Consider the following 23,803-nt stretch of genomic DNA (forward strand, 5'->3'; position numbering starts at 1 on the left):
CGACGCGGGCCGTCGGCCCATGAAACAATCGGCCTGGCTCACAGGTACCAGTAGCGAGCAGGAGAAACAGCACGATGCGCATCGGAGTCCTCACAGCGGGCGGCGACTGCCCCGGCCTGAACGCTGTCATCCGCTCGGTGGTACACCGGGCGCTCGTCGGCCACGGTGACGAGGTCATCGGCTTCGAGGACGGCTTCAAGGGCCTGCTGGACGGCCGCCACCGCAAGCTCGACCTGGACGCCGTCAGCGGCATCCTGGCCCGCGGCGGCACCATCCTCGGCTCCTCCCGCCTGGAGCGCGCCCGGCTGCGCGAGGCCTGCGAGAGCTCCAAGGAGCTCGCCCGCGACCTCGGCATCGACGTGCTGATCCCGATCGGCGGCGAGGGCACGCTCACCGCGTCCAAGATGCTCTCCGACGCGGGCCTGCCCGTCGTCGGCGTCCCCAAGACCATCGACAACGACATCTCCTCCACGGACCGCACCTTCGGTTTCGACACCGCCGTCGGCGTCGCGACGGAGGCCATCGACCGGCTCAAGACGACCGCCGAGTCCCACCAGCGGGTGATGGTCGTCGAGGTCATGGGTCGCCACGCCGGGTGGATCGCCCTGGAGTCCGGCATGGCCGGCGGCGCCCACGGCATCTGCCTGCCCGAGCGCCCCTTCGACCCGGCCGACCTCGTCAAGATGGTCGAGGAACGCTTCGCCCGGGGCAAGAAGTTCGCCGTCATCTGTATCGCCGAGGGTGCCCACCCGGCCGAGGGCTCGATGGACTACGCCAAGGGCGCCATAGACCAGTTCGGCCACGAGCGCTTCGCCGGCATCGGCACCAAGCTCGCCACCGAGCTGGAGCGCCGCCTGGGCAAGGAGGCCCGCCCGGTCATCCTGGGCCACGTCCAGCGCGGCGGCACGCCCACCGCGTACGACCGCGTCCTCGCCACCCGCTTCGGCTGGCACGCGGTCGAGGCCGCCCACCGGGGCGACTTCGGCAAGATGACCGCGCTCAAGGGCACGGACATCCAGATGGTGCCGCTGGCCGACGCCGTCACCGAGCTCAAGCGGGTGCCGGAGGACCGGATGGACGAGGCCGAGTCCGTCTTCTAAACGGGCTTGCCGCAGTCCTGCGCGGTATCGCGCCCGTAGGGGCGCGGGGAACTGCGCGACCAGCCACAGGCGGCCCGCAGATTGCCCGGACCCCGGGGTGGCGTGGCGGCTGCGGGCCGTCGTCGGCCGATCGCGCAGTTCCCCGCGCCCCTTCGGGGCGCTGTACGTCGAGGGCCCCCTTCCGACCAGGTCGGAAGGGGGCCCTCGGTCGTGGGGTCCCGGGGCTCACTGCGCCCCGATCGCCTCCAGCGTGTCGAGCTTCGCCGCCCGGCGGGCCGGCCAGACCGCGGCCAGCACCCCGACCGCGAGGGCCAGCAGCAGGAACACCGCGATGCGGCCCCACGGCACGACCATCTCGTACTGCGGGAAGGACGAGCGCAGCAGGTGGCCGGTCGACCAGGCCAGGAAGACACCGGCTCCGACGCCCAGCACCGCGCCGAACATCGCGATCATCACGGACTCCAGCCGGACCATCCGCTTGACCTCGCGCCGGTCCAGGCCGATCGCGCGCAGCATCCCGATCTCCCGGGTCCGCTCGAAGACCGACATGGCCAGGGTGTTGACGACGCCGACGACGGCGATGACGACGGCCATGCCCAGCAGCCCGTACATCAGGTAGAGGATGTCGTCGATGCTCCCGGCCTCGTGGCGGCGCAGGTCGTCCTGGCTCTGGACCTTGATCAAGGGGTTCTTGCCGAGCGTCTCCTTGATCTTCTCGGCGAGGTCCCCCGCCTTGCCCGGGGCGGCCTTGACCAGCACCTGGGAGTCGCGCGCCTTCTCCTGGTGCGGGTCGACGAGGGCGGGGGCGGCGAGGACGGAGGACAGGATGTCGTTGTCCTTGTAGACGGCCACGACGCGCGGGGTGGCCTTCCCGCCGTCGAAGAACGCCATCGGCAGCGAGGATCCCACCGTCAGCCGGTGGTCCTTCGCGAACTTGTCGGAGACGGCGACGCCGGTCGTGCCCCGGACGCCGGTGAGCGAGCCGCCGACGACGCGGACGTCGAGCACCTTGCCGAGGGCTGTCACGTCCGTCGCCGTGACCATCCCCCCGTTCGCGTCCGACTGGAAGCCGGCCGTCCGCAGCGGCACGGCCGCCGCGACGCCGGGCTGCCCGGCGAGCGTCTTGGCGATCTCGGGGGAGAGGCCGAGGTAGCTGGTGGAGCTGACCTTGTAGTCCGCGGTCATGTCCGGGGCGCCCATCGTGGACATGCCCCGGTCCGCCGAGACGGCGCCCACGGTCAGGCCGGTGATCAGGGTGAGGCCGATCATCAGCGCGGAGGCGGTGGCGGCGGTGCGGCGCGGGTTGCGCAGGGCGTTCTCCCGGGCGAGCTTGCCGCTGACGCCGTGGAGCCGGATCGCGAGGCGGCCGAAGAGCCGCACCAGCGGGCGGGAGAGCAGCGGGGCCAGGACGATCAGGCCGGCGAGGGTGAGCGCCGAGCCCGCCATCGCGTAGTTGATGCCGCCGCTGTCCTTGAACCTCGTGACGTACAGCATGACTCCCACGCCCAGGGCGGTGAGCGCCGCGCCGAGGGAGTTGCGCAGCACGAGGCTCCGGGCGGCCGGTGCCTGGTCGACGGAGGCCAGCGCCTCTACGGGGGCGATCCGCGCGGCCTTGCGGGACGGCAGCCACGCGGCGAGCACGGTCACCACGACGCCCACCCCGAGGGCGGACAGCACGGCCGAGGGCTTGATGACCAGCGGCCCGTCGGGCAGGCTCGCGCCGGTCCCGTTGAGCACCGGGTGGAGACCGGTGGCCACACCGATGCCGAGGACGAAGCCCAGGGCGGAGGCGACCAGGCCCAGCAGCCCGGCCTCGATCAGCACCGAACGCACCACCTGGCGGCGGGAGGCGCCCACGGCGCGCAGCAGCGCGATCTCACGGGTGCGCTGGGCGATCAGCATGGTGAAGGTGTTGGCGATGATGAAGACGCCGACGAAGAGGGAGATGCCCGCGAAGATCAGCAGGGTCTTGCGGATCGAGCTGGTCTGCTCGTCGATCATCTTCGCCTGGGTGGCGGCGAGTTCCTGGCCGCTGCGGGCCTCGAAGGTCTTCGGCAGCGTCGCGCGGACCTTCGCGGTGAGCGCGGTCTGGTCGGTGCCGGGGGTCGCGGAGACGACGAGCTCGGTGAACTCGCCGGGCTTGCCGAAGAGCTTCTGCGCGGTCGCGGTGTCGAAGAGCGCCAGGCCGGCGCCCGCGCTCACGCGGGGGTTGTCGGTCTTGACGATCCCGACGAGCTTCTTGGTCATGACCGGGCCGTCGACGGCCAGCCGCACGGTGCCGCCGAGCGCGACGCCGGCCTTCCCGGCGGTCTTCGCGTCCAGGGCGATCTCGCCCTCGGCGGCGGGGCCGCGGCCCTTGACGAGCGGGTAGCGGCTGTCCTTGCCGTCCTTGCCGGGGACGTAGTTGTCGCCGTCGCTGCCCCAGTCGCCGCCGACGGGGTCGCCGTGCCGGTCGGCGATCATCGGCATGCCGCTGACGGACGGCCGTACGGAGGCCACGCCGGGGAGGGCGGCTATCCGCTTGACCATCGCGGCGTCGAGGGCCTGCTGGTTTTTGGGGTCGGTGCTGGGGCCGCCCGCCGTCACGGAGACGGCGACGTCGTCGAGGCTCTTGGACAGCCGGTCGCGGTAGGCGCCGCCGACGGAGTCGCTGAAGACGAGGGTGCCGGAGACGAAGGCGGTGCCGAGGAGGACCGCGAGGGCGGTCATCATCAGCCGGGTCTTGTGCGCGAGGAGATTGCGCAGGGCGGTACGGAACATGGGGTTCAGTCCTGGGGTTCGGATCCGGCGATGATCAGTTGGTACGGCCCTTGGCGTCGAACGCCTTCATCCGGTCGAGGACGGCATCGGCGGTGGGCGCGTGGATCTCGTCGACGATCCGCCCGTCGGCCAGGAAGACCACGCGGTCCGCGTAGGAGGCGGCGACGGGGTCGTGGGTGACCATGACGATCGTCTGCCGGAGCGCCTGGACGGACTCGCGCAGGAAGCCCAGCAGCTCGGCGCCGGAGCGGGAGTCGAGATTGCCGGTGGGCTCGTCGGCGAAGACGATCTCGGGCTTGGCGGTCAGCGCCCGGGCCACGGCCACGCGCTGCTGCTGCCCGCCGGACAACTGGCTCGGCCGGTGCGCGAGCCGCCCGGACAGGCCCAGCGTGGTGACGATCCGCTGGAGCCACTCGGGATCGGGCTTGCGGCCCGCGATGTCCAGCGGCAGCGTGATGTTCTCCAGCGCGGAGAGCGTGGGCAGCAGGTTGAACGCCTGGAAGACGAAGCCCACGCGGTCCCGGCGCAGCCGGGTGAGCTGCCGGTCCCCGAGCGAGCCGAGCTCGACGTCCCCGATCCGGGCGGAGCCCGAGGAGATGGAGTCCAGGCCCGCCATGCAGTGCATCAGCGTCGACTTCCCGGAACCGGACGGCCCCATGATCGCGGTGAACTCGGCACGCCGGAACTCCACGGACACCGAGTCCAGGGCGGCCACCCGGGTCTCGCCCTGCCCGTAGACCTTGCTCAGCCCGGTGGCACGAGCGGCGACGGCACCGCCGGCGGGCGAGCGGGGGACGGCGTAAGCGGCCGTGTGGGACACGGGTCTCCTCCGGAGGGGTGGGGTAAAGGGGGAATCAGCACCTCCAATTCTTGGCGCGGCCCACCCGCGAAACGTCAGCCCAACGACCGGAATGCGGCGTCGGTCTCGGGTCCCGTGGCGGCACGGGCACGTAGTACTTCAGACGGACGGGGTCATCCCGGGGATGCAGCGGGAACCCGTGGGGGTGAAGGGGCTCGCGTTCATCGCCGTGGGCGGTCTACGGTGCAACCATGGCCGTCACGACGATTCAAGTCACACGAGAGACCCGCGATCATCTCGCGGAGCTCGCCAAGGAACGCGGGATCACCCTCGGCCAGCTGGTCGAGGCGCTGGCCGCCGAGCAGCCGACTGCCGCGCAGCGGGCGGAGCGGCTCGCGGCCGACCGTGAACACGCGCGCAGGCTGATCGGCATCGACATCAGCGACGAGGAGTTCGACCAGGCGCCCGACATCCTCGGCAACATCTACAAGATCGCCGCCGAGAAGGCCCGAGCCGCCGGAAACACCAGGGCGGACCGGGGAGCCGCTGCGTGATCATCCTTGACACCAGCGCGGTCAGGGCGGTCTTCCGAGGCCACAAGACGCTGAACATGCTCGCGGGCAATATGGCCCGCACACCTGGCGACTGCCTGATCATTCCCGCGCTGTGTCTCATGCAGGCCGAAGCGGACGGGGAGAACGCCTCCCGTCAAGCGCTCTCGTACTCTTCCGTCGTCGTGGACCCTCTCGACACCGTCGCCTCCGTCACCGTGGGCACGATGATCCGCGACGGCTACGGCGGCCCCGACACCTGCCACGCCCTCTACTGCGCCCTGCCGAGAGCCGAATTCACCGGCATGTCCATCCTGTTGACCGGCCAGGAGGACGCCTACCCGCCCGGTGTGGTCACCGTGGACATCGACTCGCCCGGCATGCTGGGCTTCTACTGATCGCCGTCACCCCTTCACCGCCCCGCCCAGCGCGAAGCCGCCGCCCAGGCGGCGGGCGATGAGGGCGTACAGCAGGACGACGGGCGTCGAGTAGAGGATCGAGAAGGCCGCGAGCTGGCCGTAGGCCACCTGGCCGTAGTTCCCGAAGAACGTGAAGATGCTGACGGACGCGGGCAGCTGGTCCGGGGTGAGCAGCAGCATGAAGGGGACGAAGAAGTTGCCCCACATCATGATGAAGCAGTAGATGGTGACGACCGCGAGGCCCGGGCCCATCAGCGGCAGGATGACGCGTACGAGCGTCTGGAAGCGGCCCGCGCCGTCCGTCCACGCCGCCTCTTCGAGGGCGACCGGCACGCCGTCCATGAAGTTCTTCATCAGCCAGATGGCGAAGGGGAGTTGCGCGGTCGCGAGGAAGAGCGCGGTGCCCTGGATCGTGTCGATGAGGTCGATCCGGACGAACAGCCCGTACACCGGCACCATGACCGCCGTGATCGGCAGGCATGTCGCGAAGAGCACGCCGAGCAGATAGGGCCTGGTGAAGCGCGAGCGGTGACGCGAGAGCGGGTACGCGGCGAGCGCGGCGCACACGATCGTGATCAGGGTCGCCCCGCCGCACAGCAGCAGGCTGTTGAGCATGGGCGTGAAGGTGATCTCGTCGGTGAGGACGGCGGAGAAGTTCTCCGCCGTCGGCCCGGTCGGCATCCGCACCCGCAGCCCGGCCTCGGCGTCGACGGAGGCCAGCAGCAGCCAGACGAGCGGGGCGGCGAAGGCCGCCAGCAGCACGAGCAGCGCCGCGTCGGCGGCCAGCCGGTGACGGAAGCGGCGGGTGGACGGGCGCATGGCACCTCCGTGCGCGACGCGCGCGGCTCCGCGCGCGTCAGCCGCTCGGAGCGTAGCGCGCACCACGGGCCGAGCAGCAGAGGGCGTGCCCGCCCCCGGGCCGGGGCTACGAGGACGGCGGCCCGGGGCCGCGCGCCGCACCGGTCACTTCGCCGTCGAGTAGATCATCCCCGCGAACTCGGCGACCTGGTTGTCCGGCAGGTGCCGGGCCACGTCCGCCTCGCTGATCATGCCGACCAGCCGCTTGTTCTCGATGACCGGCAGTCGGCGGATCTTGTGGCTCTCCATCTCGTGCAGCACGTCCTCCACCTCCGCGTTCGCGTCGATCCACCGTGGTGTCCCCTCGCAGAGGTCGCCCGCCGTGGCCCTGTCCGGGTTCCCTCCCTGGGCGAGGCACTTCACCACGATGTCCCGGTCGGTGATGATGCCGCACATCCGCCCGTTGTCGTCGCTGACGGGCAGGGCGCCCACGTCGAGCATCTGCATCACCTGGGCGGCCCGGGTCAGCGTTTCGTCACGCGTGATCCACTGGGCGCCCTCGTGCATGATGTCCTTGGCTCTGGTCATGATGACCAGCCTCCAGTCGTCAGGGGGCCGCGTAGACCCGTCCCGCGAACTCCGCGATCTGCTCGTCCGTGAGGTTCTTGGCGAGCTCCGACTCGCTGATCATGCCGATCAGACGGTGGCCGTCCGCCACGTCGATCACGGGGAGCCGTTTGATCCGGTGGATCTCCATGGCCTCCAGCGCCTCGGCGGCGTTCGCGTCCGCCGCGATCCAGTGCAGCGCGCCGCCCAGGGCCCCGGCCTCCACGGACGCCGGGTCGCGCCCGGTGGCCACGCACTCCACGACGATGTCGCGGTCGGTGACCAGGCCCTTGAGCCGGTTGTCGTCGCCGCAGATGGGCAGCGAGCCGACGCCCAGTTCACGCATCAGCTTCGCGGCCTCGAAGAGGGACTCGTGCGCTCCGACGCACCGCACACCCTCGTGCATGATGTCGCGGCAGGTGAGCGGTCGTCCGCCGGTGGTACGGGCCATGACCGAAACTCCCTTCGTCGCTCCGGGCACGACCGGCCGGTGCGCCCGGCACCTCCATCCTCTCCCTCGCCGCGCCGCCCGGCCATCGGAGGGCTGCTCCGTTCGGGTGAGGCGCGGCCCCGCACCGCGCGGCCCCGCCGCTCCCCGGGCGCGTGTCAGTGGCCGGTGCGAGACTGGGATCCGGCCGGGGAAACCCGGTGGAGGTCTCCCGGAGTCCCGAAGGAGCACGCCACCATGCTCACCACGAACTTTGTCACCGGCGCCCCCAACTGGCTCGACCTCGGCAGCCCCGATACGGACGCGGCCGCCGCCTACTACGGCCGGGTCTTCGACTGGGCCTTCGAGTCGGCCGGCCCCGAGTCCGGGGGATACGGCTTCTTCAAGCTCGGCGGCAGCACCGTCGCCGCCCTCGGCCCCCTCACCGACGAGGGCGCGAGCTCCGCGTGGACGGTCTACTTCCGGACGCCCGACGCCGAGGCCACGGCCAAGGCCGTCGAGCAGGGCGGCGGCACGGTCCGCGTGGCGCCGTTCGACGTGATGGAGGCCGGGCGGATGGGCTGCTTCACCGACCCGGGCGGCGCGGAGTTCGCCGTCTGGCAGCCCGCCGCCGTCGCCGGCCTGGAGAAGGCGTCCGAGGAAGGCGCCCTGTGCTGGGCCGAGCTCCACACCGGCGACCCCACCGCCGCCAAGGCCTTCTACCGGGGCATCTTCGGCTGGCGCTCCGAGGACATGAAGGTCCCCGGCATGACGTACACGGTCCTCTCCACGGCGGAGGGCGACCAGCAGGACGCCTCCTTCGGCGGCGTCGTCCCCCTGCGGGACGAGTCGGAGGTCCCCCGCTGGATCCCCTATTTCTCGGTCACCGACGTCGACGAGGTCGTCACCAACACCCAGGGCGCCGGCGGGTCGGTGCTGATGCCCGCCTCCGACGTCCCCGACGTCGGCCGCATGGCCTGGCTCACGGACCCCTTCGGGGCGCCCTACGCCGTCATCAAGCCGAACCCGCCGATCCAGGTGGCGGCCTAGCCCCGCGGCATGACGTCCGCGGCATGACGTCCGCGCTGGTCAGGACAGTATTCTTCCCCCTCATGGATCTCGTACTCGACCCGCCGCACGGCGTCGCGCCCGTGCGGCTCGGCATGACCTACGCCGAGGCCCTCGCCGCCGTCACCAAGGCATTCGGGGCGCCGCGGACCGCCCGCGAGGGGCTCATCTCCACGAGCCTGGACGGCATCGGCTTCCAGGTGCTGCTGGAGAAGCGCGACCGGGTCACGGCCCTCGAGCTGTGGTGGCCGGGCGAGGGCCGTACGTCGAGCACGCGCGTCCTCCTCGACGGCGACGACGTCTTCACCACCCCCGCCCGGGACGTGCTGCGCCGCGCGGCCGCCCGGGGCTGGACGGTCGAGGACCCCGACGAGGAGTACACCAGCATCCCCGGCGTGACCCTGGGGTTCACGCGGATGACCTCGCAGGAGGTCCCGCGCGAGCGCGACGGCCTGCCCGTGTGCTTCACCTCCGTCCTCGTCGCCGACGAGCGCTACTACGACGGCCCTGACGTCATCCGCTAGACCTCCTCCCGCAGCAGCCGCACGTACACCGCCGCGAACAGCGCCCCCACCACCAGCAGCAACAGCGCCACCGCCGTGCCGTAGCCGATCAGCGACTTCAGGAACGCCTGGTCGTACATGAACACCGGCAGCGTCTGGCTGCGGTTCCCCGGGCCGCCGCGCGTCATCGCCCAGATCAGGCCGAAGACCGACAGCGTCTGCAAGGTGTTGAGCATGAGGTTCGTGCCGATCGAGCGCCGCAGCAGCGGCAGCGTGATGTGCCAGAGGCGGCGGAGGCCGCGCGCGCCGTCGACCTCCGCCGCCTCCGTCACGTCCTGCGGGATCTCCGCCAGCGCCGCCGAGTAGACCAGCATCGAGAACGCCGTGCCACGCCAGACGTTCGCGAACGACACCGCCAGGATCGGCAGCGTGAACAGCCAGTTCTGCTGCGGGAGATGGAGCAGCTCCAGCACCGCGTTGAGCGTGCCGCGCCGGTTGAAGAACGTGTACAGCAGGAACCCCGCGACGATCTCCGGGACGACCCAGGCCGTGACCACGACCGTGCCCGTCGCCGTCCGGACGGCCTTCGACGCATGCCGCATCAGCGCGGCCAGCGCGAATCCCAATGAGTTCTGCCCGAGAAGGGAGGAAACCACGGTGAAGACGAGCGTCAGCACCACCGCGTTGCGGAAGTCCGGATCCCCGAACGCCCGGCGGAAGTTGGCCAGTCCGACGAAGGACGCGGTGGCCTGGCCCGTCAGCTGGGTGTCGGTGAAGGCGAGCCAGACGCAGTACGCGACCGGGCCCGCCAGGAAGAGGAGGAGCAGGGTCGTGGCCGGGGCGAGGGGGAGCCAGCGCGCCACCCGTCGAGTGGGTGAGGTCATCGGGTCGTCACACCCGGGCCGCCCACGATCGACCGCAGCCGTTCGTCGTAGGCCCGCGCCGCCTTCGCCGCGTCGGCGTCGCCCGTCGTGACGGACTCCATGGCCTCCTGGATGGCGTTCGACACCCGGGGGTAGACGGGCAGGGCGGGCCGCCAGTGGGTGTCCTTGACCAGGTCGGTGAAGAAGCCGACGCCCGGCATGGACGAGCGGTACTTCGCGGTGGCGCCCACGTCGTCCCGGACGGCGATCTGGCCGTCGCGCACGGTCCACTCCGTCGCGTTGTCCGGCGTCTGCATGAACGCGATGGCCCGCCAGGCGAGATCGGCCTTCGCCGACTTGGCGCCGATCGACCACGTCCAGCCGCCGGAGAGGCTCACCCGGCCCGGGTCGCGGCCGTCCTGGGTGGGGAAGGCGGTACGGCCCATGACCGTCGTCCAGCGGGGCCAGGGCTTCGCGCCGGAGGCGGTCCAGTACTTGCCGAGCCAGTTCCCGTCGAGGTCGATGGCGAGCTTGCCGGCGGGGAGCCAGTCGGTGGCGACATGGGTGGAGATGTTGGGGTCGAGCGCGTCGGAGGGGTCCGGGCCGAGCTTCTCGGAGTAGACGGTGCGGACGAAGTCCAGGGAGTCGCGGAAGCCCTTGCTCCCCGCGACCCATTTCCGGGTCGCCGGTTCGTACAGCGGGTCCGGGCCCGTGCCGTACAGCAGCATCTCGAAGCCCTGCATCGTCGCGGCCTCGCCGGCGCCCTTGCCGGTGTAGACGTTGAGGGGGGTGACACCGGGGACGGCGCGCTTGACGGCGCGGGCGGCGTCGAGGACGTCGTTCCAGGTGCGGGGCCGCCAGTCGGCGGGGAGCCCGGCCTTGGCGAAGATCTCCTTGTTGAACCACAGGGCGCGGGTGTCGGTGCCGTCCGGCACCCCGTACGTCTTCCCGTCCACGCCCCGCGCGGACGCCTTCGCGGCCGGCACGAAGCGGTCCCAGTCCTTCCAGCCGGCCAGCTTGTCGTCCAGGGGTCTCAGATAGCCGCTGGTGATGTCGGAGTTGATGAGGAAGGTGTCCTCGCGGACGACGTCCGGGGCGGTCTTCGCGGACCGCATCATCTGCTGGATCTTGGTGTAGTAGTCCTCCAGCGAGGCCTGGACGGGCAGCAGTCGCAGCTTCTTCCCGGGGTTCTCCTGCTCGAACCGCCTCTTGATCATGGCGAGGTAGGTATCCATGATCCGGACCTTGTTGTCCGTGCTGCGCTGGTAGGCGACCTTGACCGTGTCCGGGTCGTCGTCGCCGGAACCGCTCCCGCACGCCACCACGGAGGTGGCGGCGAGAGCGGTGAGGGCGATGAGGCGTACGGGGGTGGTGGGGCGCACGGCTCGACCTCCTACGGCACCTGTCGAGTGCTGCGTTCGTCGAGTACTGCGTTCCCCGGGCCGCCCTGCGGAACCCTTTCAGCGTGGCGTGGACGCCAGCCAGCGGTAGCGGAGTTCGGGCCGGCCGATCTGCCCGTACTGCGGGGCGCGGACGGCGCGGCCGGTGTCCACGAGGTGCTCCAGATAGCGCCGGGCCGTGATCCGCGAGACGCCCACGGCGGTGGCGGTCTCGCCCGAGGAGACCCCCGCCGAACCGGCCGCCCGGACGTTGTCGATGACCGCCTGGAGGGTGTCCCCGGCCAGCCCCTTCGGCAGCGCGGCGGGCTGCGGGGCGCGCAGGGCGGCGAGGGCGCGGTCCACCTCCTCCTGGCCGCTCGCCTCGCCGGCGGCAGCGCGGAACTCCGCGTACCGGGTGAGGCGGTCGCGGAGGGTGGCGAAGGTGAAGGGCTTGAGCACGTACTGCACGACGCCCAGCGAGACGCCCTCCCGGACGACCGCGAGGTCGCGCGCGGACGTCACCGCGATGACGTCCGCCGTGTGCCCGGCGGCGCGCAGCGACCGCAGGAGCTGGAGGCCGTGGCCGTCGGGGAGGTACATGTCGAGCAGCAGCAGGTCGACCGGCGTCCGCTTGAGGAACTGCGAGGCGTCCCCGCGCGAGTGGGTCACCCCCGCGACCGTGAACCCCGGCACCCGGCCCACGTACAGCGCGTGGGCGTCGGCGGCGACGGGGTCGTCCTCGACGATCAGCACCCGGATCGTCTGCGGCGGGCTCACAGGGACGTCCGGACCCGCCGGTCTCACAGTGGTCATACGGGGACTCCTTCGGTGGTGCGGACGTGCTGAAGCGGCAGCCGGACGGTGAACTCGGCCCCGCCGGCGGGGGCGTCGGCCAGGGCGACGGTGCCGGCGTTGCGGCGGGCGGCCTGGCGGACGAGGGCGAGACCGAGACCACGGCCGGTTCCCGCGAGGGTTCCCCCGGGGGCTCCGCCAGGGGTTCCGCTTCCTGACGGTGTCGTCTTCGTCGACCAGCCGCGGCGGAAGATCTCGTCGGCCGCCTCCGGTGGTACGCCCGGGCCCGTGTCGCCGACGCGCAGGAGGAGTTCGGCACCGTCCGCCCGGACGGTGACGGTGACCCGGGGCGGCCGGGCGCCGCTCGCGCAGGAGGCGTCCACCGCGTTGTCGATCAGGTTGCCCAGCATCGTCACCAGGTCGCGGGCGGACAGGTCGGGCGGCAGCAGCCCGTCGTCGACGCGGCTGTCCTCGGTGAGGACGAGCTCCACGCCGTGCTCGTTGGCCTGGGCGGCCTTGCCCAGCAGCAGCGCGGCGAGCACCGGCTCGGCGACGGCGGCGACGACCCGGTCGGTCAGGGCCTGGGCGAGCTCGAGTTCCGCCGTGGCGAACTCCACGGCCTCGTCCGCGCGGCCCAGTTCGATGAGCGAGACGACGGCGTGCAGCCGGTTCGCGGCCTCGTGCGCCTGCGATCGCAGCGCCTCGGCGAAGCCGCGCACGGAGTCCAGCTCGCCCGAGAGCGCCTGGAGTTCGGTGTGGTCGCGCAGGGTCACCACCGTGCCGTGCCGCTCCCCGCCGGCCACCGGTGAGGTGTTGAGGACGACGACCCGTTCGTCGGTCAGGTGCACCTCGTCGACGCGCGGCCCGGGGGCGAGCAGGGCCTCCGTCAGCGACGGCGGCAGACCCAGCTCGGTCACGGGCAGGCCGACGACGTCCCCGCGCAGGCCGAGGAGTTCCCGGCCGCCGTCGTTGACGAGCGCCACCCGGTGCCGCCCGTCGAGCATCAGCAGCCCCTCGCGGACCGCGCGCAGCGCGGCCTCGTGGTAGTCGCGCATCCGGGCGAGCTCGGCGGCGTTCATGCCGTGGGTGTCCCGGCGCAGCCGGGCGATCAGCAGATACGTCCCGGCGCCGCCGAACGCCAGCACGGTCAGGGCCACACCGAGGAACACCAGGATCTGGTCGCGGACCTGGGCGCTGATCGCGTCGACGGTGATGCCCGCGCTGACGAGCCCGGTGACCCGGCCGTCCTCGTCCCGCACGGGCGCGACGGTCCGCACGGACGGGCCGAGGGTGCCCGTGTACGTCTCCGAGAACGTATGGCCCTCTAGGGCGGCCTCGGTGTGGCCGAGGTAGCGCTCGCCGATGCGGAGCGGGTCGGGGTGGGTCCAGCGGACGCCGCCGGGGCTCATGATCGTCACAAAGTCGACGCCCGTGTCCCGGCGGACCTGCTCGGCGTACGGCTGGAGGTGGACGGCCGGGTCTCGCTCCCGTACGGCCGTCTGTACGGCGGGGGAGGCGGCGACGGCGACGGCGGCCGCGGTCACCTGGCGGCGGGCGGACTCCTGGGCCTGGTCGCGGTCGGCGAGGTACGCGAAGACCGCGCACCCGGCCACCACGGCGGCGACCAGCGCGATCTGCGTCGCGAAGAGCCGGCCGGCCAGGCTGTGGGGGAGGCGGATGCGAGGTGTGCGCATGGCCGACAGTGTGCCTGTTGGCCGGTTCGTGAACGTAATGCACATAAGGGTGACCACCGTCACAGGGGCGTGCATAGTCTCCGGGACCCCACTTTCCTCGGGAGAACCCCACGATCACCTTTGAGGAGCCCACCGTGAGCACCCCGACAGCGCAGCCACCCCCACCACCGCCGGACGAGACGTCGGCCGCCCATCGGGACCGGTCGCACTACCTCTACCTCGCGGTGATCGGCGCGGTCCTCGTCGGCGTCGTGGTCGGTTTCGCCGCGCCTGGTGTGGCGGTGGAGCTCAAGCCGCTGGGCACGGGCTTCGTCAACCTCATCAAGATGATGATCGCGCCGGTCGTCTTCTGCACGATCGTGCTCGGCATCGGGTCCGTGCGGAAGGCCGCCAAGGTCGGCGCGGTGGGTGGACTGGCGCTGGGGTACTTCCTGCTGATGTCCACGGTGGCCCTGGCCATCGGCCTGGTCGTCGGCAACATCCTGGAGCCGGGCAGCGGGCTGCACCTCACGGACGCGCTCCGGCACGCCGGCGAGGCCCAGGCCAAGGGTGCCGCCCACGAGTCGACGTCGGACTTCGTGCTCGGCATCATCCCGACCACGATCGTGTCCGCCTTCACCGGCGGCCAGGTGCTGCAGACGCTGCTCGTGGCGCTGCTGACGGGTTTCGCGCTCCAGGCCATGGGCCCGGTGGGTGAGCCGGTGCTGCGGGGGATCGGGCACATCCAGAAGCTGGTCTTCCGGATCCTCGCCATGATCATGTGGGCGGCGCCGGTGGGCGCGTTCGGCGCCATCGCCGCGCTGGTCGGGGCGACGGGCATGGACGCGCTGAAGTCCCTGGCCGTCATCATGCTCGGCTTCTACGTGACGTGCCTGATCTTCGTCGTCGTGGTGCTCGGGAGCCTGCTGCGGCTGGTGGCGGGGGTGAACGTCTTCGCCCTGCTGAAGTACCTGGGACGGGAGTTCTTGCTGATCCTGTCGACGTCCTCGTCGGAGTCGGCGCTCCCGCGCCTGATCGCGAAGATGGAGCACCTGGGCGTCAGCAAGCCGGTGGTCGGCATCACGGTGCCGACGGGGTACTCGTTCAACCTCGACGGGACGGCCATCTACCTCACGATGTCCTCCCTTTTCGTGGCCGAGGCGATGGGGAATCCGCTGTCTGTGAGCCAGCAGATCTCCCTCCTGCTGTTCATGATCGTCGCCTCGAAGGGCGCGGCGGGTGTGACCGGCGCGGGCCTCGCCACCCTGGCGGGCGGCCTGCAGTCGCACCGACCGGAGCTGGTTGACGGCGTCGGCCTGATCGTCGGCATCGACCGCTTCATGAGCGAGGCCCGCGCCATGACGAACTTCGCGGGCAACGCGGTGGCGACCGTCCTCATCGGCACGTGGACGAAGGAGATCGACACCGCCCGCGCCCGCGAGGTGCTCGCGGGGCGGCTGCCGTTCGAGGAGACGTCCCTGGCGGCCGACGCCGGACACGGCGCGGCGCCATCAGCACAGGGGGCCGTCGCGGCCGCCTGACCCAGACCACCCCCACGGCGTGGCCGCCACTCCCCACCGGCGGCCCCCGGGCCCGGAACGGCACCGCCGGGCCGCGCCGTGGGGGTTCCCCGCCGTCGCGGCGGGAGGAGGGCCCCGGCCCCGCCCGGGGCAATCCCCACCCCCCACCCTCCCCCCGCCGCGTCGGCGTTGATTTCTTCCTCGCTCACGCCTGGTCGCTCTCGCGGAGTTCGAACCAGACCTGCTTGCCGACGACATCGAGCTCGTCCCAGACCAGCGTCACGCCGGAGGCGGACGCGAGGTCGCGCACGAGCGCCAGGCCCCTGCCGCGCTCGTCGCCCGCGGCGGCCTGCCCTTGCCGGCGGTACGGCCGCCGGACCGGGTCGTCGTCGCGTACGGCGACGACGACCCGGTCGCCGTACACGGTCACCTCGACGGACAGCACCGGTACGCGGGCGTGCTGCACGACGTTCGCGACGGTGTCGGACACGCAGATCCGCGCGTTCTCGATCAGCGGGTTTCGATTCGCCGCGACGAGTACCGCTGTCACGAACTCGCGCGCGACGCGGGCGGTTGTGGCGGTCGCCGGGGCGGTGAATTCGTACCGTTCGCCGGGGTGGGGGTCGATTCCCGTGCGGGGGGCGAGGAGTGATGCGGTGGCCATGGTTTACCTCCAGGCGGAGAGCGCAACTGCCGTAGCAGTAAGCCTGCTTCGGCGCATGGCAGGACCATAGAGCAGTGGGCGAACGGGTTCTACGGATTGGCGTGACTCGTTCGGGTGATGAGGCTGCTCGTGTCGGCGTGGCACCATGGGTGTGGCAGGGAGGGAACCAGGCGTGCCATCGAGACCGACACCATCTGCACGACAACAGCGACTTGGTGCTGAACTACGCAGGCTTCGTGAGCAGTCGGGCCTGAGCGCCCCACAGGCAGCCGAACGACTGGGCACCACCAGGACCGGCATCAGCAACATCGAGGCAGGCCGCTTCGGTGTGAGCGTCGAGCGCGTCAGGTCGATGGCACGCATCTACGGATGCGCCGACCAGCGGCTTATCGATGCTCTGGCCGCGATGGCCGAGGAGAGGGTCAAAGGGTGGTGGGAAGCTTACCGAGAGCTGCTCCCGCCGGGGCACCTGACCATCGCCGAGTTGGAACATCATGCCGTCGCGCTGCGGACGGCGCAGATCATCCACATGCCCGGCCTCCTGCAGACGGAGGATTACGCCAAGGCCGTGTTCGCCACGGCTGTTCCCAGGCACACCGCGACGGAACTCCGGCGTCGAGTCTCCTTTCGCATGCGACGACGTGATGTCCTCGACCGGAACCCGCCGTTCGTCTGCACCTTCCTGATCCATGAGGCTGCTGTGCGAAGGCAGCTCGGAGGCCTCAAAGTCATGGCCAGGCAGCTGGAGCACGTTCTGGAGGAGTCCGAGCGCGAGAACATCACCGTCCGCGCGATTCCGCTCGCGGCCGGAGGTTTTCCTACCTCCGGCCTGTCCACGGTGTACGCCGTCGGCCCCGTACCGCAGCTAGACACGGTCCACCTCGATGTAGCAGAAGGCAGCGCACTGGTCGACGCCCAGGCTCACGTGGCCAACTACCGGGCCATCCTTGACGAGACGGAAAAATACGCCCTGAGCCCTGAACGGACACGCGATCTCGTCCGCAAGGTAATCAAGGAAATGTGAGGCCGATGGTGTTGGACAACCAGTGGCAGAAGTCCTCGTTCTCCACCGAATCCAGCGACTGCCTGGAATTCTCCCGATCGCCGCAAGGCGTAGCCATCCGCGAGAGCGACGCGCCGGCGACGGTCTTACAGGCCCGTGGTCGGAGCGTCGCGGCGTTCATCGAGTGGCAGAAGTCGTCGTTCTCGACCGACTCGGAAGGCAACTGTGTCGAGCTGGCCCGCTTCGACGACCGCATTGCCATCCGCGAGAGCGACACCCCGGCGACGGTCTTACGGACCCGTAGCCGGAGCGTCGCAGCGCTCATCGAATGGCAGAAGTCGTCCTTTTCGAGCGATCGCGACGACTGCGTCGAACTCCGCAGGCGCGGCGACCGTGTCGCCCTCCGCGAGAGCGACGCCCCCGCGACCGTCGTCGCGACCACCCCGCCCCGCCTGCGGGCGCTCCTGGCCGCCCTGAAGGCGACGGCGCCCGATCAGTCGTCGATCGCCTGATAGAGCGTCGTCCAGAAGTCGTGGATGGCCCGCGCCGAATCCGGCGTGGACATCCCGGTCTGGGTGAGCAGGATGCCGACGAGCCCGTTGTGCGGGTCGGCATACGTCGTCGTGCCCGCTCCGCCGTCCCAGCCGAACTGGCCGGTGGGCGCGTAGTCGCCGCGATACGTCCGCACCGTCATCCCGAAGCCCCAGCCGCCCTGTTGCCCCTGGCCGTAAGACAGGTGGACGAGGTCGCGAGCCAGCGCTTCCCGCGCGGCGAGCTGCTCAGCAGGGAGGCGGTTGCCGGTCATCAGCTCGACGGCGGGCCGGGACAGGATCCGTTCGGTACCGTGCATACCGCCGTTGAGCAGCATCCGGAAGTACGCGTGGTAGTCGTCGACGGTGGAGTCGAGTCCGCCGCCGCCGGACTGGAACGCCGGGGGCCGGCTGTGGTGGCCCCCGGCCGCCTCGTCCTCCACGTGGAACTCCCCGGTCCGTGGATCGGGGGAGTACAGGGGCGGCAGCCGGTCGATCTTGTCGGCGGGCACGTGGAAGCCGGTGTCCTTCATGCCCAGCGGAGCGAAGACGCGCTCGCGCAGGAACGTTTCGAACGACTGGCCCGTGACTCTGGCCACCAGCACCCCGAGCACGTCGTCGCCGACGTTGTACAGCCACCGCTCCCCGGGCTGGTACATCAGCGGAAGCGTGCCCAGGCGGCGCATCCACTCGTCCGGCTCCACCGCCGGCAACAGCCAGCCGTTCTCGCCGTAAACCTTCCGAGCGAAGAGCTCCCGCATCATCGGCGAGCCCATCGCCGTCGTGTCCAGGCCGAGCCCGAACGTGGAGGTGAGCAGGTCCCGCACGGTGATCGGACGTCGCGCCGGCACGGTGTCGTCCAGCGGGCCGTCGGCCCGCTTCAGCACGCGCCGGTCGGCGAGTTCGGGCAGCCACGGGTCTATCGGGTCGTCCAGCCGCAGTCGGCACTCGTCCAGCAGGACCATCGTCGCGGCGACCGCGACGGGCTTGGTCGTCGAGGCCATCCGGAAGATGGTGTCCCGGCGCATCGGCGCGCCGCCCTCGTGGCGCATCGTCCCGATCGCCTCGACGTGGGTCTCCTCGCCCCGGCTGACCAGGGCGACGAGCCCGGGAATCCTCCCCGACTCCACATGCCGTTCCAGCACCTCGCGCAGCCTGCGCAGCCCTGCTTCGGAGAAGCCGTTAGTGCCTTTTCCCATCGTGAATCTCCTTGTCATGCGGCGGGAAGTGGTGAGAACACCGCCCTGACGAGCCGGTCCAGCGCCTTCGGGAACTCCCGTGCCGGGTCGATCGCGGCGTCCCCGGTCGTGAGCGACGCGGTGAGCGTCTTGCCGCCGTCGGGCGTGCTGTACATGAGCGAGCCGTAGCCGCCGGGCGGGCTGCCGTTGTGGTGGTAGACGGTGGCGCCGTCCGGGCCGAGGTCCTGGACGAAGAGGCCGAGGCCGTAGTGGAAGTCGCCGCTCTTGGGGTGCGGCGTGCGCATCTCGGCCAGGAGCGGAGCCGGCAGGAGCTTGCCGCTCATCAGCGCGGAGAAGAACGTGTGGAGGTCCTCAGTGGTCGAGATCATGTCGCCGGCGGCGGGTAGCAGCGAGAGGTTCTGGCGTGTGACGTCGACGGTCTTCCACTCACCGCCGTCCTGATAGCGGTAGTAGCCGTGGGCGTGCGGCCCTGGGAGGTCCGGTGAGGCGCCCGGCACCACGGTGTCGTGCAGGCCGAGCGGCCGGAGGATCCGTCGCCGCATCTCCTCGGCGTACGGGCGGCCGGTGACCTGCTCGACCAGCAACTGGGCGAGGGTGTAGTTGGTGTTGGAGTAGCTCCAGTCCGTTCCCGGCTCGAACCGTGTCGGCTTGGACAGCGCCAGCCGTATCAGTTCCTCCGGCCGGTAGGTGTGGAACCGGTTTTCCACCCACTCCTTGCCCGTGGCGGGTATCCCCGGCGCGAACGTCCCGTCGGCGTAGTACTCGCCGGTGTAGTTGAACAACCCGCTGGTGTGCTGCAGCAGCATCCGCGCGGTGATCCGCCGGTCCAGCTCGAGTCCGGGCAGGTGGTCGGCCACCGGGGCGTCGAGCCCGAGCCTGCCCTCGGCCACCAGGCGCAGCACCAGCGTCGCCGTGAACGTCTTGGTGGAGCTGCCCGTCCAGAACCGCCCGTCCGTCGGCGGTTCGGCGCTCTCGCCCAGTTCGCGCACCCCGGCGCTGCCGACCCATTCGCCCCGCTCGTCGTGCACGCGCATCTGGATCCCGGCGAAGCCGGCATCGATGAACTCCTGGAGAGCTTTCTGCAGTTCGGCCCTGTCGGTCATGGAAGGTGCTCCTTGCTGGTTACAGGCTGCGGGCGGTGATGTCGCCGTAGGCGGTGGTCGCGTGGATGTTCAGGCCGGCGGCGGCGCCTTCGGCGTTCTTGAGCGTGTTGTGGATCCGGCCGTAGCCGGTGCCGGCGTCCAGGGAGGCGGAGACGCCCCGGGCGGCGCCGACCGAGATCTCGCCGTGCTCGGTGCGCAGCCTGACCGCGCCGCGCACGGCCTCGGCGACGCGGAGGTCGCCCTTCTGGGTGGTGATCTCCGCGGGGCCGCCCAGGCGGCCGACCGAGACGTCGCCCGCGAGGAGCGCGAGGTGGGCGCTCGCCGTTTCGTCGAGCTTGACCGAGCCGTGCGCGCTCTCGAAGGCGACGTCGCCGAGCCGTCCGACGCCCCGGAACTCCGCGCTGGCCGCCTTCGCCTCGACGCGGGAGCCGGCGGGCACCTGGACGGTGACCTCGATGGAGCCGGAGTTGCCGAGGACCCGGTTCTTCGCCTCCGGGGCCTCGATCCGCAGGACGCCGTCGTCGTACGCGACCCGGGTCTCCTCCGCCGCCTTCACGTCGCGGCCCTTCGAGGCGTCCAGGGGCAGGACCTCGACGGTGGTGTCGGCCCGGTCGGCGGCGATGAACCGGATGTGGCCGGCGGGGACGTCGAGGACGGCCGAGACGGGGGCGGGGGTGTCGAACTTTCGCATCGTGCTCTCCTGTGTTGTTCGGTCGGTGTTTCCGATGAACGAAAAGCTACGTTGCGTTTGTGGGAGTGGCAATGAGTCCGTTGCGTACAGGACGGATATCTGCAGGTCAGAGGCTGTAAATCGTTGCAACGGCGATGAATTCAATGCAACGTCAGCTATGTAGATCGTTGCAATGGAATGGAATTGAACGCTACGCTCGGCGTATCAAGGACGCACGAAGGAGATCGCGATGCCCGGAGGCAGACTCACCCAGCAGGAACGCCAGCAGATCGCGCTCGGGCTGGCCGACGGGCTCGCCTACGCGGAGATCGCCCGGCGTCTTGACCGGCCCACCTCGACGGTCACGCGCGAGGTGATGCGCAACGGCGGCCCCACCGACTACCGCGCCGACCTTGCCCACCGCGCCACCGAACGCCGTGCCCACCGGCGCAGGCAGCCCGCGCCCCGAGGGGTGAAGACGCCCTCGCGGGACTACGGGCGCGACGCCGAGGCGGTGCGCGAGTACGAGGAGGCGTTCACCACCCTCCTCATGCAGTCGGGCCTGCCCAAGATGATGGCCCGGGTGCTGACCTGCCTCTACACCACCGACGCGGGCAGCCTCACCGCGTCCGAACTCGGCCGGCGCCTCCAGGTCAGCCCGGCGTCCGTCTCCAAGGCGATCACGTTCCTGGAGAGCCGGGACCTCATCCGCCGCGAGCGCGACGAACGCCGCCGCGAGCGCTATATCGTCGACAACGAGCTCTGGTACCAGGCGATGATCGCCAGCGCCCGGGCCAACGCCCAGCTCGCCGAGACCGCGCGGCAGGGCGTCGGCATCCTCGGTCCCGACACCCCGGCCGCCGTCCGTCTCGAGAACATCGCCCGCTTCGTCGACTTCGTCGGCGAGAGCATCATCCGCGCGGCGGAACAGGCCCGCGAGGTCCTCTACACCGCGCCCGGCACCGCGCCCGACCTCGCGCCGGACCCTTCCGCCGCACAGGACCCGCCGGCTTGAGCCTTCCCGGGCCTACCCCGGCCGCAACCACACCGTCGCCAGCGGCGGCAGCACCGCCACCACGCTCACGCGCCGCCCGTGCCATGCCGTCGGTTCGGCCTTGAGCGGGTCGGGGTTGCCGACGCCGCTGCCGCCGTAGCCGGCGGCGTCGGTGTTGAGGACCTCGTGCCAGACCGGCTCGCCGGGCGGGACGCCCAGGCGGTAGCCGTGGCGGACGACCGGGGAGAAGTTGCAGACCGCCAGCAGCGGCGAGCCCTGCGCGTCGTAGCGGACGAACGCGAGGACGTTGTCGTCCGCCGCGTCGCCGACGATCCACTCGAAGCCCTCCGGCACGGTGTCCCGCTGCCACAGCGCCGGGGTCGCCCGGTAGTGGGCGTTGAGGTCGCGGACGAGGTCCCGTACGCCACGGTGGTCGGGCTCGGCGGAGTAGGAGGGGTCCAGCAGCCACCAGTCGGGGCCGTGGGCCTCGGACCACTCCGCGCCCTGGGCGAACTCCTGGCCCATGAAGAGGAGTTGCTTGCCCGGGTGGGCCCACATGAAGCCGAGGAACGCCCGGTGGTTGGCGCGTTGCTGCCACCAGTCGCCCGGCATCTTGGAGACCAGCGACCGCTTGCCGTGCACCACCTCGTCGTGGGAGATCGGCAGGACGTAGTTCTCGCTGTACGCGTAGACCATCGCGAAGGTCATGTCACCGTGGTGGTACCTGCGGTGCACCGGCTCCTTCGTCATGTACTCCAGCGAGTCGTGCATCCACCCCATGTTCCACTTCAGGCCGAAGCCCAGCCCGCCGAAGCCGCCGGGGCCCGTGTGGTGGGTGGCGCGCGTGACGCCGTCCCAGGCGGTGGACTCCTCGGCGACGGTCACGACACCGGGGCAGCGGCGGTAGACCGTCGCGTTCATCTCCTGGAGGAACGCCACCGCGTCGAGGTTCTCGCGGCCGCCGTGCTCGTTCGGCGTCCACTGGCCCGGTTCCCGCGAGTAGTCCAGGTAGAGCATGGACGCGACGGCGTCCACGCGCAGCCCGTCGATGTGGAACTCCTCGCACCAGTAGACCGCGTTCGCCACCAGGAAGTTGCGCACCTCCTTGCGGCCGTAGTCGAACTCCAACGTCCCCCAGTCCGGGTGGGCGGCACGGGCCGGGTCCTGGTGCTCGTACAGCGGGCGTCCGTCGAACTCCGCCAGCGCCCAGTCGTCCCTCGGGAAGTGCGCCGGCACCCAGTCCATGAGCACGCCGATGCCGGCCCGGTGGAGGGAGTCGATGAGGTGCTTGAAGTCGTCGGGGGTGCCGAGACGGGCCGTGGGGGCGTAGAAGCCCGTTACCTGGTAGCCCCACGAGCCCCCGAAGGGGTGCTCGGCCACCGGCATCAGCTCCACGTGCGTGAAGCCGAGGTCCTTGACGTAGGCGGGCAGTTGTTCGGCCAGCTGCCGGTAGGTGAGCCCTGGGCGCCAGGAGGGGAGGTGGAGTTCGTAGACCGAGAAGGGGGCCTCGTGGACGGGACGTGCGCCCCGGCGCGCCATCCAGTCCGCGTCCCGCCACACGTGGTGCGACGTCTCCACGATCGAGGCGTTCGCGGGCGGCACCTCGGCGCGTCGCGCCATCGGGTCCGCGCGCAGCGTGCGCGAGCCGTCGGGGCGGGTGAGCTCGAATTTGTACAGCGCGCCTTCCGTGACGCCCGGGAGGAACAGCTCCCACACCCCTGTGCCGCCCAGCGAGCGCATCGGGTGCACCGTGCTGTCCCACACGTTGAAGTCGCCCACCACCCGTACGCCCAGGGCGTTCGGCGCCCACACCGTGAACCGGGTGCCCGCCACGCCCTCGTGCGTCATCGGGCGGGCGCCCAGCGCCCGCCACAGCTCCTCGTGCCGGCCCTCCCCGATGAGGTGGAGATCCAGCTCGCCGAGCGCGGGGAGGAAGCGGTACGGGTCGTCCAGGGTCACTTCCGTGTCCTCGTACGTGACGAGGAGGCGGTGGTCCTTGGGGATCTCGCGGAGGGGCAGGATCGCGGCGAACAGGCCGTCGCCCTCGTCGATGAGCTCCGCGCGCAGGCCCTTGGCCACGACCGCCACGCCCTTCGCCCACGGGCGCAGGGCGCGCACGACGATCCCGCCCGGCACGTGGTGCGCGCCCAGCACGCTGTGCGGGTCGTGGTGGGTGCCCTGGAGGAGGCGGGCGCGGGTGAATTCGTGCAGGGGGGGTGCGGGGCGGATGCCGCTCCTTCCCCTGGCGTTCTCCTGGGCCGAGGGCTTCGTGGGGGGCTTCGTCGGTGTGGGTGTGGTCTTGGGTGTGGTCTTGGGGGTCGGCGCCGGCAGGAACGTTGCCGGGATCGGCGGTCGCGCTGTCACAGGTGGTCCTCCGGGGCG

Annotated in this window: 23 protein-coding genes; 9 read left to right on the forward strand and 14 right to left on the reverse strand. The window is 71.1% G+C overall.

The annotated features are described in order from the left end of the window. The first annotated feature begins 74 nt into the window (after positions 1 to 74). Positions 75 to 1,100 carry an ATP-dependent 6-phosphofructokinase gene (locus EKH77_RS22510; RefSeq protein WP_126916132.1) on the forward strand — a complete coding sequence of 342 codons (1,026 nt, stop codon included), beginning with the start codon at positions 75 to 77 and terminating at the stop codon, positions 1,098 to 1,100. A gap of 225 nt (positions 1,101 to 1,325) precedes the next feature. On the opposite strand, the gene EKH77_RS22515 is transcribed toward EKH77_RS22510, so the two are convergent. Further along, a complete protein-coding gene (locus EKH77_RS22515; protein ID WP_126916133.1) occupies positions 1,326 to 3,860 on the reverse strand; it encodes an ABC transporter permease in 2,535 nt (844 codons plus the stop codon). 34 nt (positions 3,861 to 3,894) lie between these two features. Beyond that, complete coding sequence (locus tag EKH77_RS22520; protein WP_126916134.1) at positions 3,895 to 4,680, reverse strand: ABC transporter ATP-binding protein; 786 nt, start codon at positions 4,678 to 4,680, stop codon at positions 3,895 to 3,897. Between the two features lie 230 nt (positions 4,681 to 4,910). Between EKH77_RS22520 and EKH77_RS22525 the strand changes: the two genes are divergently transcribed. Beyond that, positions 4,911 to 5,213, forward strand: coding sequence for a hypothetical protein (locus EKH77_RS22525; protein WP_126916135.1), 303 nt, complete (start codon positions 4,911 to 4,913; stop codon positions 5,211 to 5,213). Continuing rightward, a complete protein-coding gene (locus tag EKH77_RS22530; RefSeq protein WP_126916136.1) occupies positions 5,210 to 5,608 on the forward strand; it encodes a hypothetical protein in 399 nt (132 codons plus the stop codon). The genes EKH77_RS22525 and EKH77_RS22530 overlap by 4 nt, the downstream gene beginning before the upstream one ends. Positions 5,609 to 5,614: 6 nt before the next feature. Here EKH77_RS22530 and EKH77_RS22535 read toward each other — a convergent pair whose 3' ends face one another. The 3 genes from EKH77_RS22535 to EKH77_RS22545 all read right to left on the reverse strand — a co-directional run bounded on the left by EKH77_RS22535 (position 5,615) and on the right by EKH77_RS22545 (position 7,484). After that, on the reverse strand, positions 5,615 to 6,448 hold the full coding sequence (locus EKH77_RS22535) for a carbohydrate ABC transporter permease (protein WP_126916137.1): 834 nt from the start codon (positions 6,446 to 6,448) through the stop codon (positions 5,615 to 5,617). Between the two features lie 144 nt (positions 6,449 to 6,592). Beyond that, entirely contained in the window at positions 6,593 to 7,015 is a 423-nt protein-coding gene (locus EKH77_RS22540) for a CBS domain-containing protein (RefSeq protein WP_126916138.1), read from the reverse strand. Between the two features lie 19 nt (positions 7,016 to 7,034). Beyond that, positions 7,035 to 7,484, reverse strand: coding sequence for a CBS domain-containing protein (locus EKH77_RS22545; RefSeq protein ID WP_126916139.1), 450 nt, complete (start codon positions 7,482 to 7,484; stop codon positions 7,035 to 7,037). Between the two features lie 234 nt (positions 7,485 to 7,718). Between EKH77_RS22545 and EKH77_RS22550 the strand changes: the two genes are divergently transcribed. After that, positions 7,719 to 8,510, forward strand: coding sequence for a VOC family protein (locus EKH77_RS22550; RefSeq protein ID WP_126916140.1), 792 nt, complete (start codon positions 7,719 to 7,721; stop codon positions 8,508 to 8,510). Between the two features lie 62 nt (positions 8,511 to 8,572). Then, complete coding sequence (locus EKH77_RS22555; protein WP_126916141.1) at positions 8,573 to 9,052, forward strand: hypothetical protein; 480 nt, start codon at positions 8,573 to 8,575, stop codon at positions 9,050 to 9,052. Here EKH77_RS22555 and EKH77_RS22560 read toward each other — a convergent pair. The 4 genes from EKH77_RS22560 to EKH77_RS22575 all read right to left on the reverse strand — a co-directional run bounded on the left by EKH77_RS22560 (position 9,049) and on the right by EKH77_RS22575 (position 13,759). Further along, positions 9,049 to 9,915: a carbohydrate ABC transporter permease gene (locus EKH77_RS22560; protein ID WP_126916142.1), complete on the reverse strand. Its 867-nt coding sequence runs from the start codon at positions 9,913 to 9,915 to the stop codon at positions 9,049 to 9,051. The two genes, EKH77_RS22555 and EKH77_RS22560, sit on opposite strands and share 4 nt — an antisense overlap. After that, positions 9,912 to 11,276 (reverse strand): extracellular solute-binding protein, encoded by a 1,365-nt coding sequence (locus tag EKH77_RS22565; RefSeq protein ID WP_126916143.1) that lies wholly within the window; start codon positions 11,274 to 11,276, stop codon positions 9,912 to 9,914. The genes EKH77_RS22560 and EKH77_RS22565 overlap by 4 nt, the downstream gene beginning before the upstream one ends. Before the next feature lie 78 nt (positions 11,277 to 11,354). Continuing rightward, positions 11,355 to 12,086: a response regulator gene (locus EKH77_RS22570; RefSeq protein WP_126916144.1), complete on the reverse strand. Its 732-nt coding sequence runs from the start codon at positions 12,084 to 12,086 to the stop codon at positions 11,355 to 11,357. Beyond that, on the reverse strand, positions 12,083 to 13,759 hold the full coding sequence (locus EKH77_RS22575) for a sensor histidine kinase (protein WP_126916145.1): 1,677 nt from the start codon (positions 13,757 to 13,759) through the stop codon (positions 12,083 to 12,085). The genes EKH77_RS22570 and EKH77_RS22575 overlap by 4 nt, the downstream gene beginning before the upstream one ends. 134 nt (positions 13,760 to 13,893) lie before the next feature. Between EKH77_RS22575 and EKH77_RS22580 the strand changes: the two genes are divergently transcribed. After that, positions 13,894 to 15,279 (forward strand): cation:dicarboxylate symporter family transporter, encoded by a 1,386-nt coding sequence (locus EKH77_RS22580; RefSeq protein ID WP_126916146.1) that lies wholly within the window; start codon positions 13,894 to 13,896, stop codon positions 15,277 to 15,279. Between the two features lie 184 nt (positions 15,280 to 15,463). Here the strand turns inward: EKH77_RS22580 and EKH77_RS22585 are convergent, their stop codons facing one another. Beyond that, entirely contained in the window at positions 15,464 to 15,922 is a 459-nt protein-coding gene (locus EKH77_RS22585; protein ID WP_126916147.1) for an ATP-binding protein, read from the reverse strand. A 172-nt stretch (positions 15,923 to 16,094) separates the two neighbouring features. On the opposite strand from EKH77_RS22585, the gene EKH77_RS22590 reads away from it, so the two are divergent. Both EKH77_RS22590 and EKH77_RS34395 read left to right on the forward strand, forming a co-directional pair. Continuing rightward, positions 16,095 to 16,946, forward strand: a complete 852-nt coding sequence (locus EKH77_RS22590; protein WP_126916148.1) for a helix-turn-helix domain-containing protein — start codon at positions 16,095 to 16,097, stop codon at positions 16,944 to 16,946. 5 nt (positions 16,947 to 16,951) lie between these two features. Next, a complete protein-coding gene (locus tag EKH77_RS34395; RefSeq protein WP_126916149.1) occupies positions 16,952 to 17,437 on the forward strand; it encodes a DUF397 domain-containing protein in 486 nt (161 codons plus the stop codon). Here EKH77_RS34395 and EKH77_RS22600 read toward each other — a convergent pair. Genes EKH77_RS22600 through EKH77_RS22610 form a run of 3 tightly spaced genes read right to left on the reverse strand, consistent with a single transcriptional unit; the run spans position 17,419 to position 20,448 of the window. Beyond that, positions 17,419 to 18,654, reverse strand: a complete 1,236-nt coding sequence (locus tag EKH77_RS22600; protein WP_126916150.1) for a serine hydrolase domain-containing protein — start codon at positions 18,652 to 18,654, stop codon at positions 17,419 to 17,421. The two genes, EKH77_RS34395 and EKH77_RS22600, sit on opposite strands and share 19 nt — an antisense overlap. A gap of 14 nt (positions 18,655 to 18,668) precedes the next feature. Next, on the reverse strand, positions 18,669 to 19,757 hold the full coding sequence (locus EKH77_RS22605) for a serine hydrolase domain-containing protein (RefSeq protein ID WP_126916151.1): 1,089 nt from the start codon (positions 19,755 to 19,757) through the stop codon (positions 18,669 to 18,671). A gap of 19 nt (positions 19,758 to 19,776) precedes the next feature. Beyond that, positions 19,777 to 20,448 (reverse strand): DUF4097 family beta strand repeat-containing protein, encoded by a 672-nt coding sequence (locus EKH77_RS22610; protein WP_126916152.1) that lies wholly within the window; start codon positions 20,446 to 20,448, stop codon positions 19,777 to 19,779. A gap of 229 nt (positions 20,449 to 20,677) precedes the next feature. Here EKH77_RS22610 and EKH77_RS22615 point away from each other — a divergent pair, with 229 nt between their 5' ends. Continuing rightward, positions 20,678 to 21,442 (forward strand): helix-turn-helix domain-containing protein, encoded by a 765-nt coding sequence (locus tag EKH77_RS22615; RefSeq protein ID WP_126916153.1) that lies wholly within the window; start codon positions 20,678 to 20,680, stop codon positions 21,440 to 21,442. 12 nt (positions 21,443 to 21,454) lie between these two features. On the opposite strand, the gene glgB is transcribed toward EKH77_RS22615, so the two are convergent. After that, a complete protein-coding gene (gene glgB, locus EKH77_RS22620) occupies positions 21,455 to 23,650 on the reverse strand; it encodes a 1,4-alpha-glucan branching enzyme (protein WP_126918226.1) in 2,196 nt (731 codons plus the stop codon). Positions 23,651 to 23,803: the final 153 nt, after the last annotated feature.

The organism is Streptomyces luteoverticillatus (assembly GCF_003970715.1).
GTDB classification, from domain to species: Bacteria; Actinomycetota; Actinomycetes; order Streptomycetales; family Streptomycetaceae; genus Streptomyces; species Streptomyces abikoensis.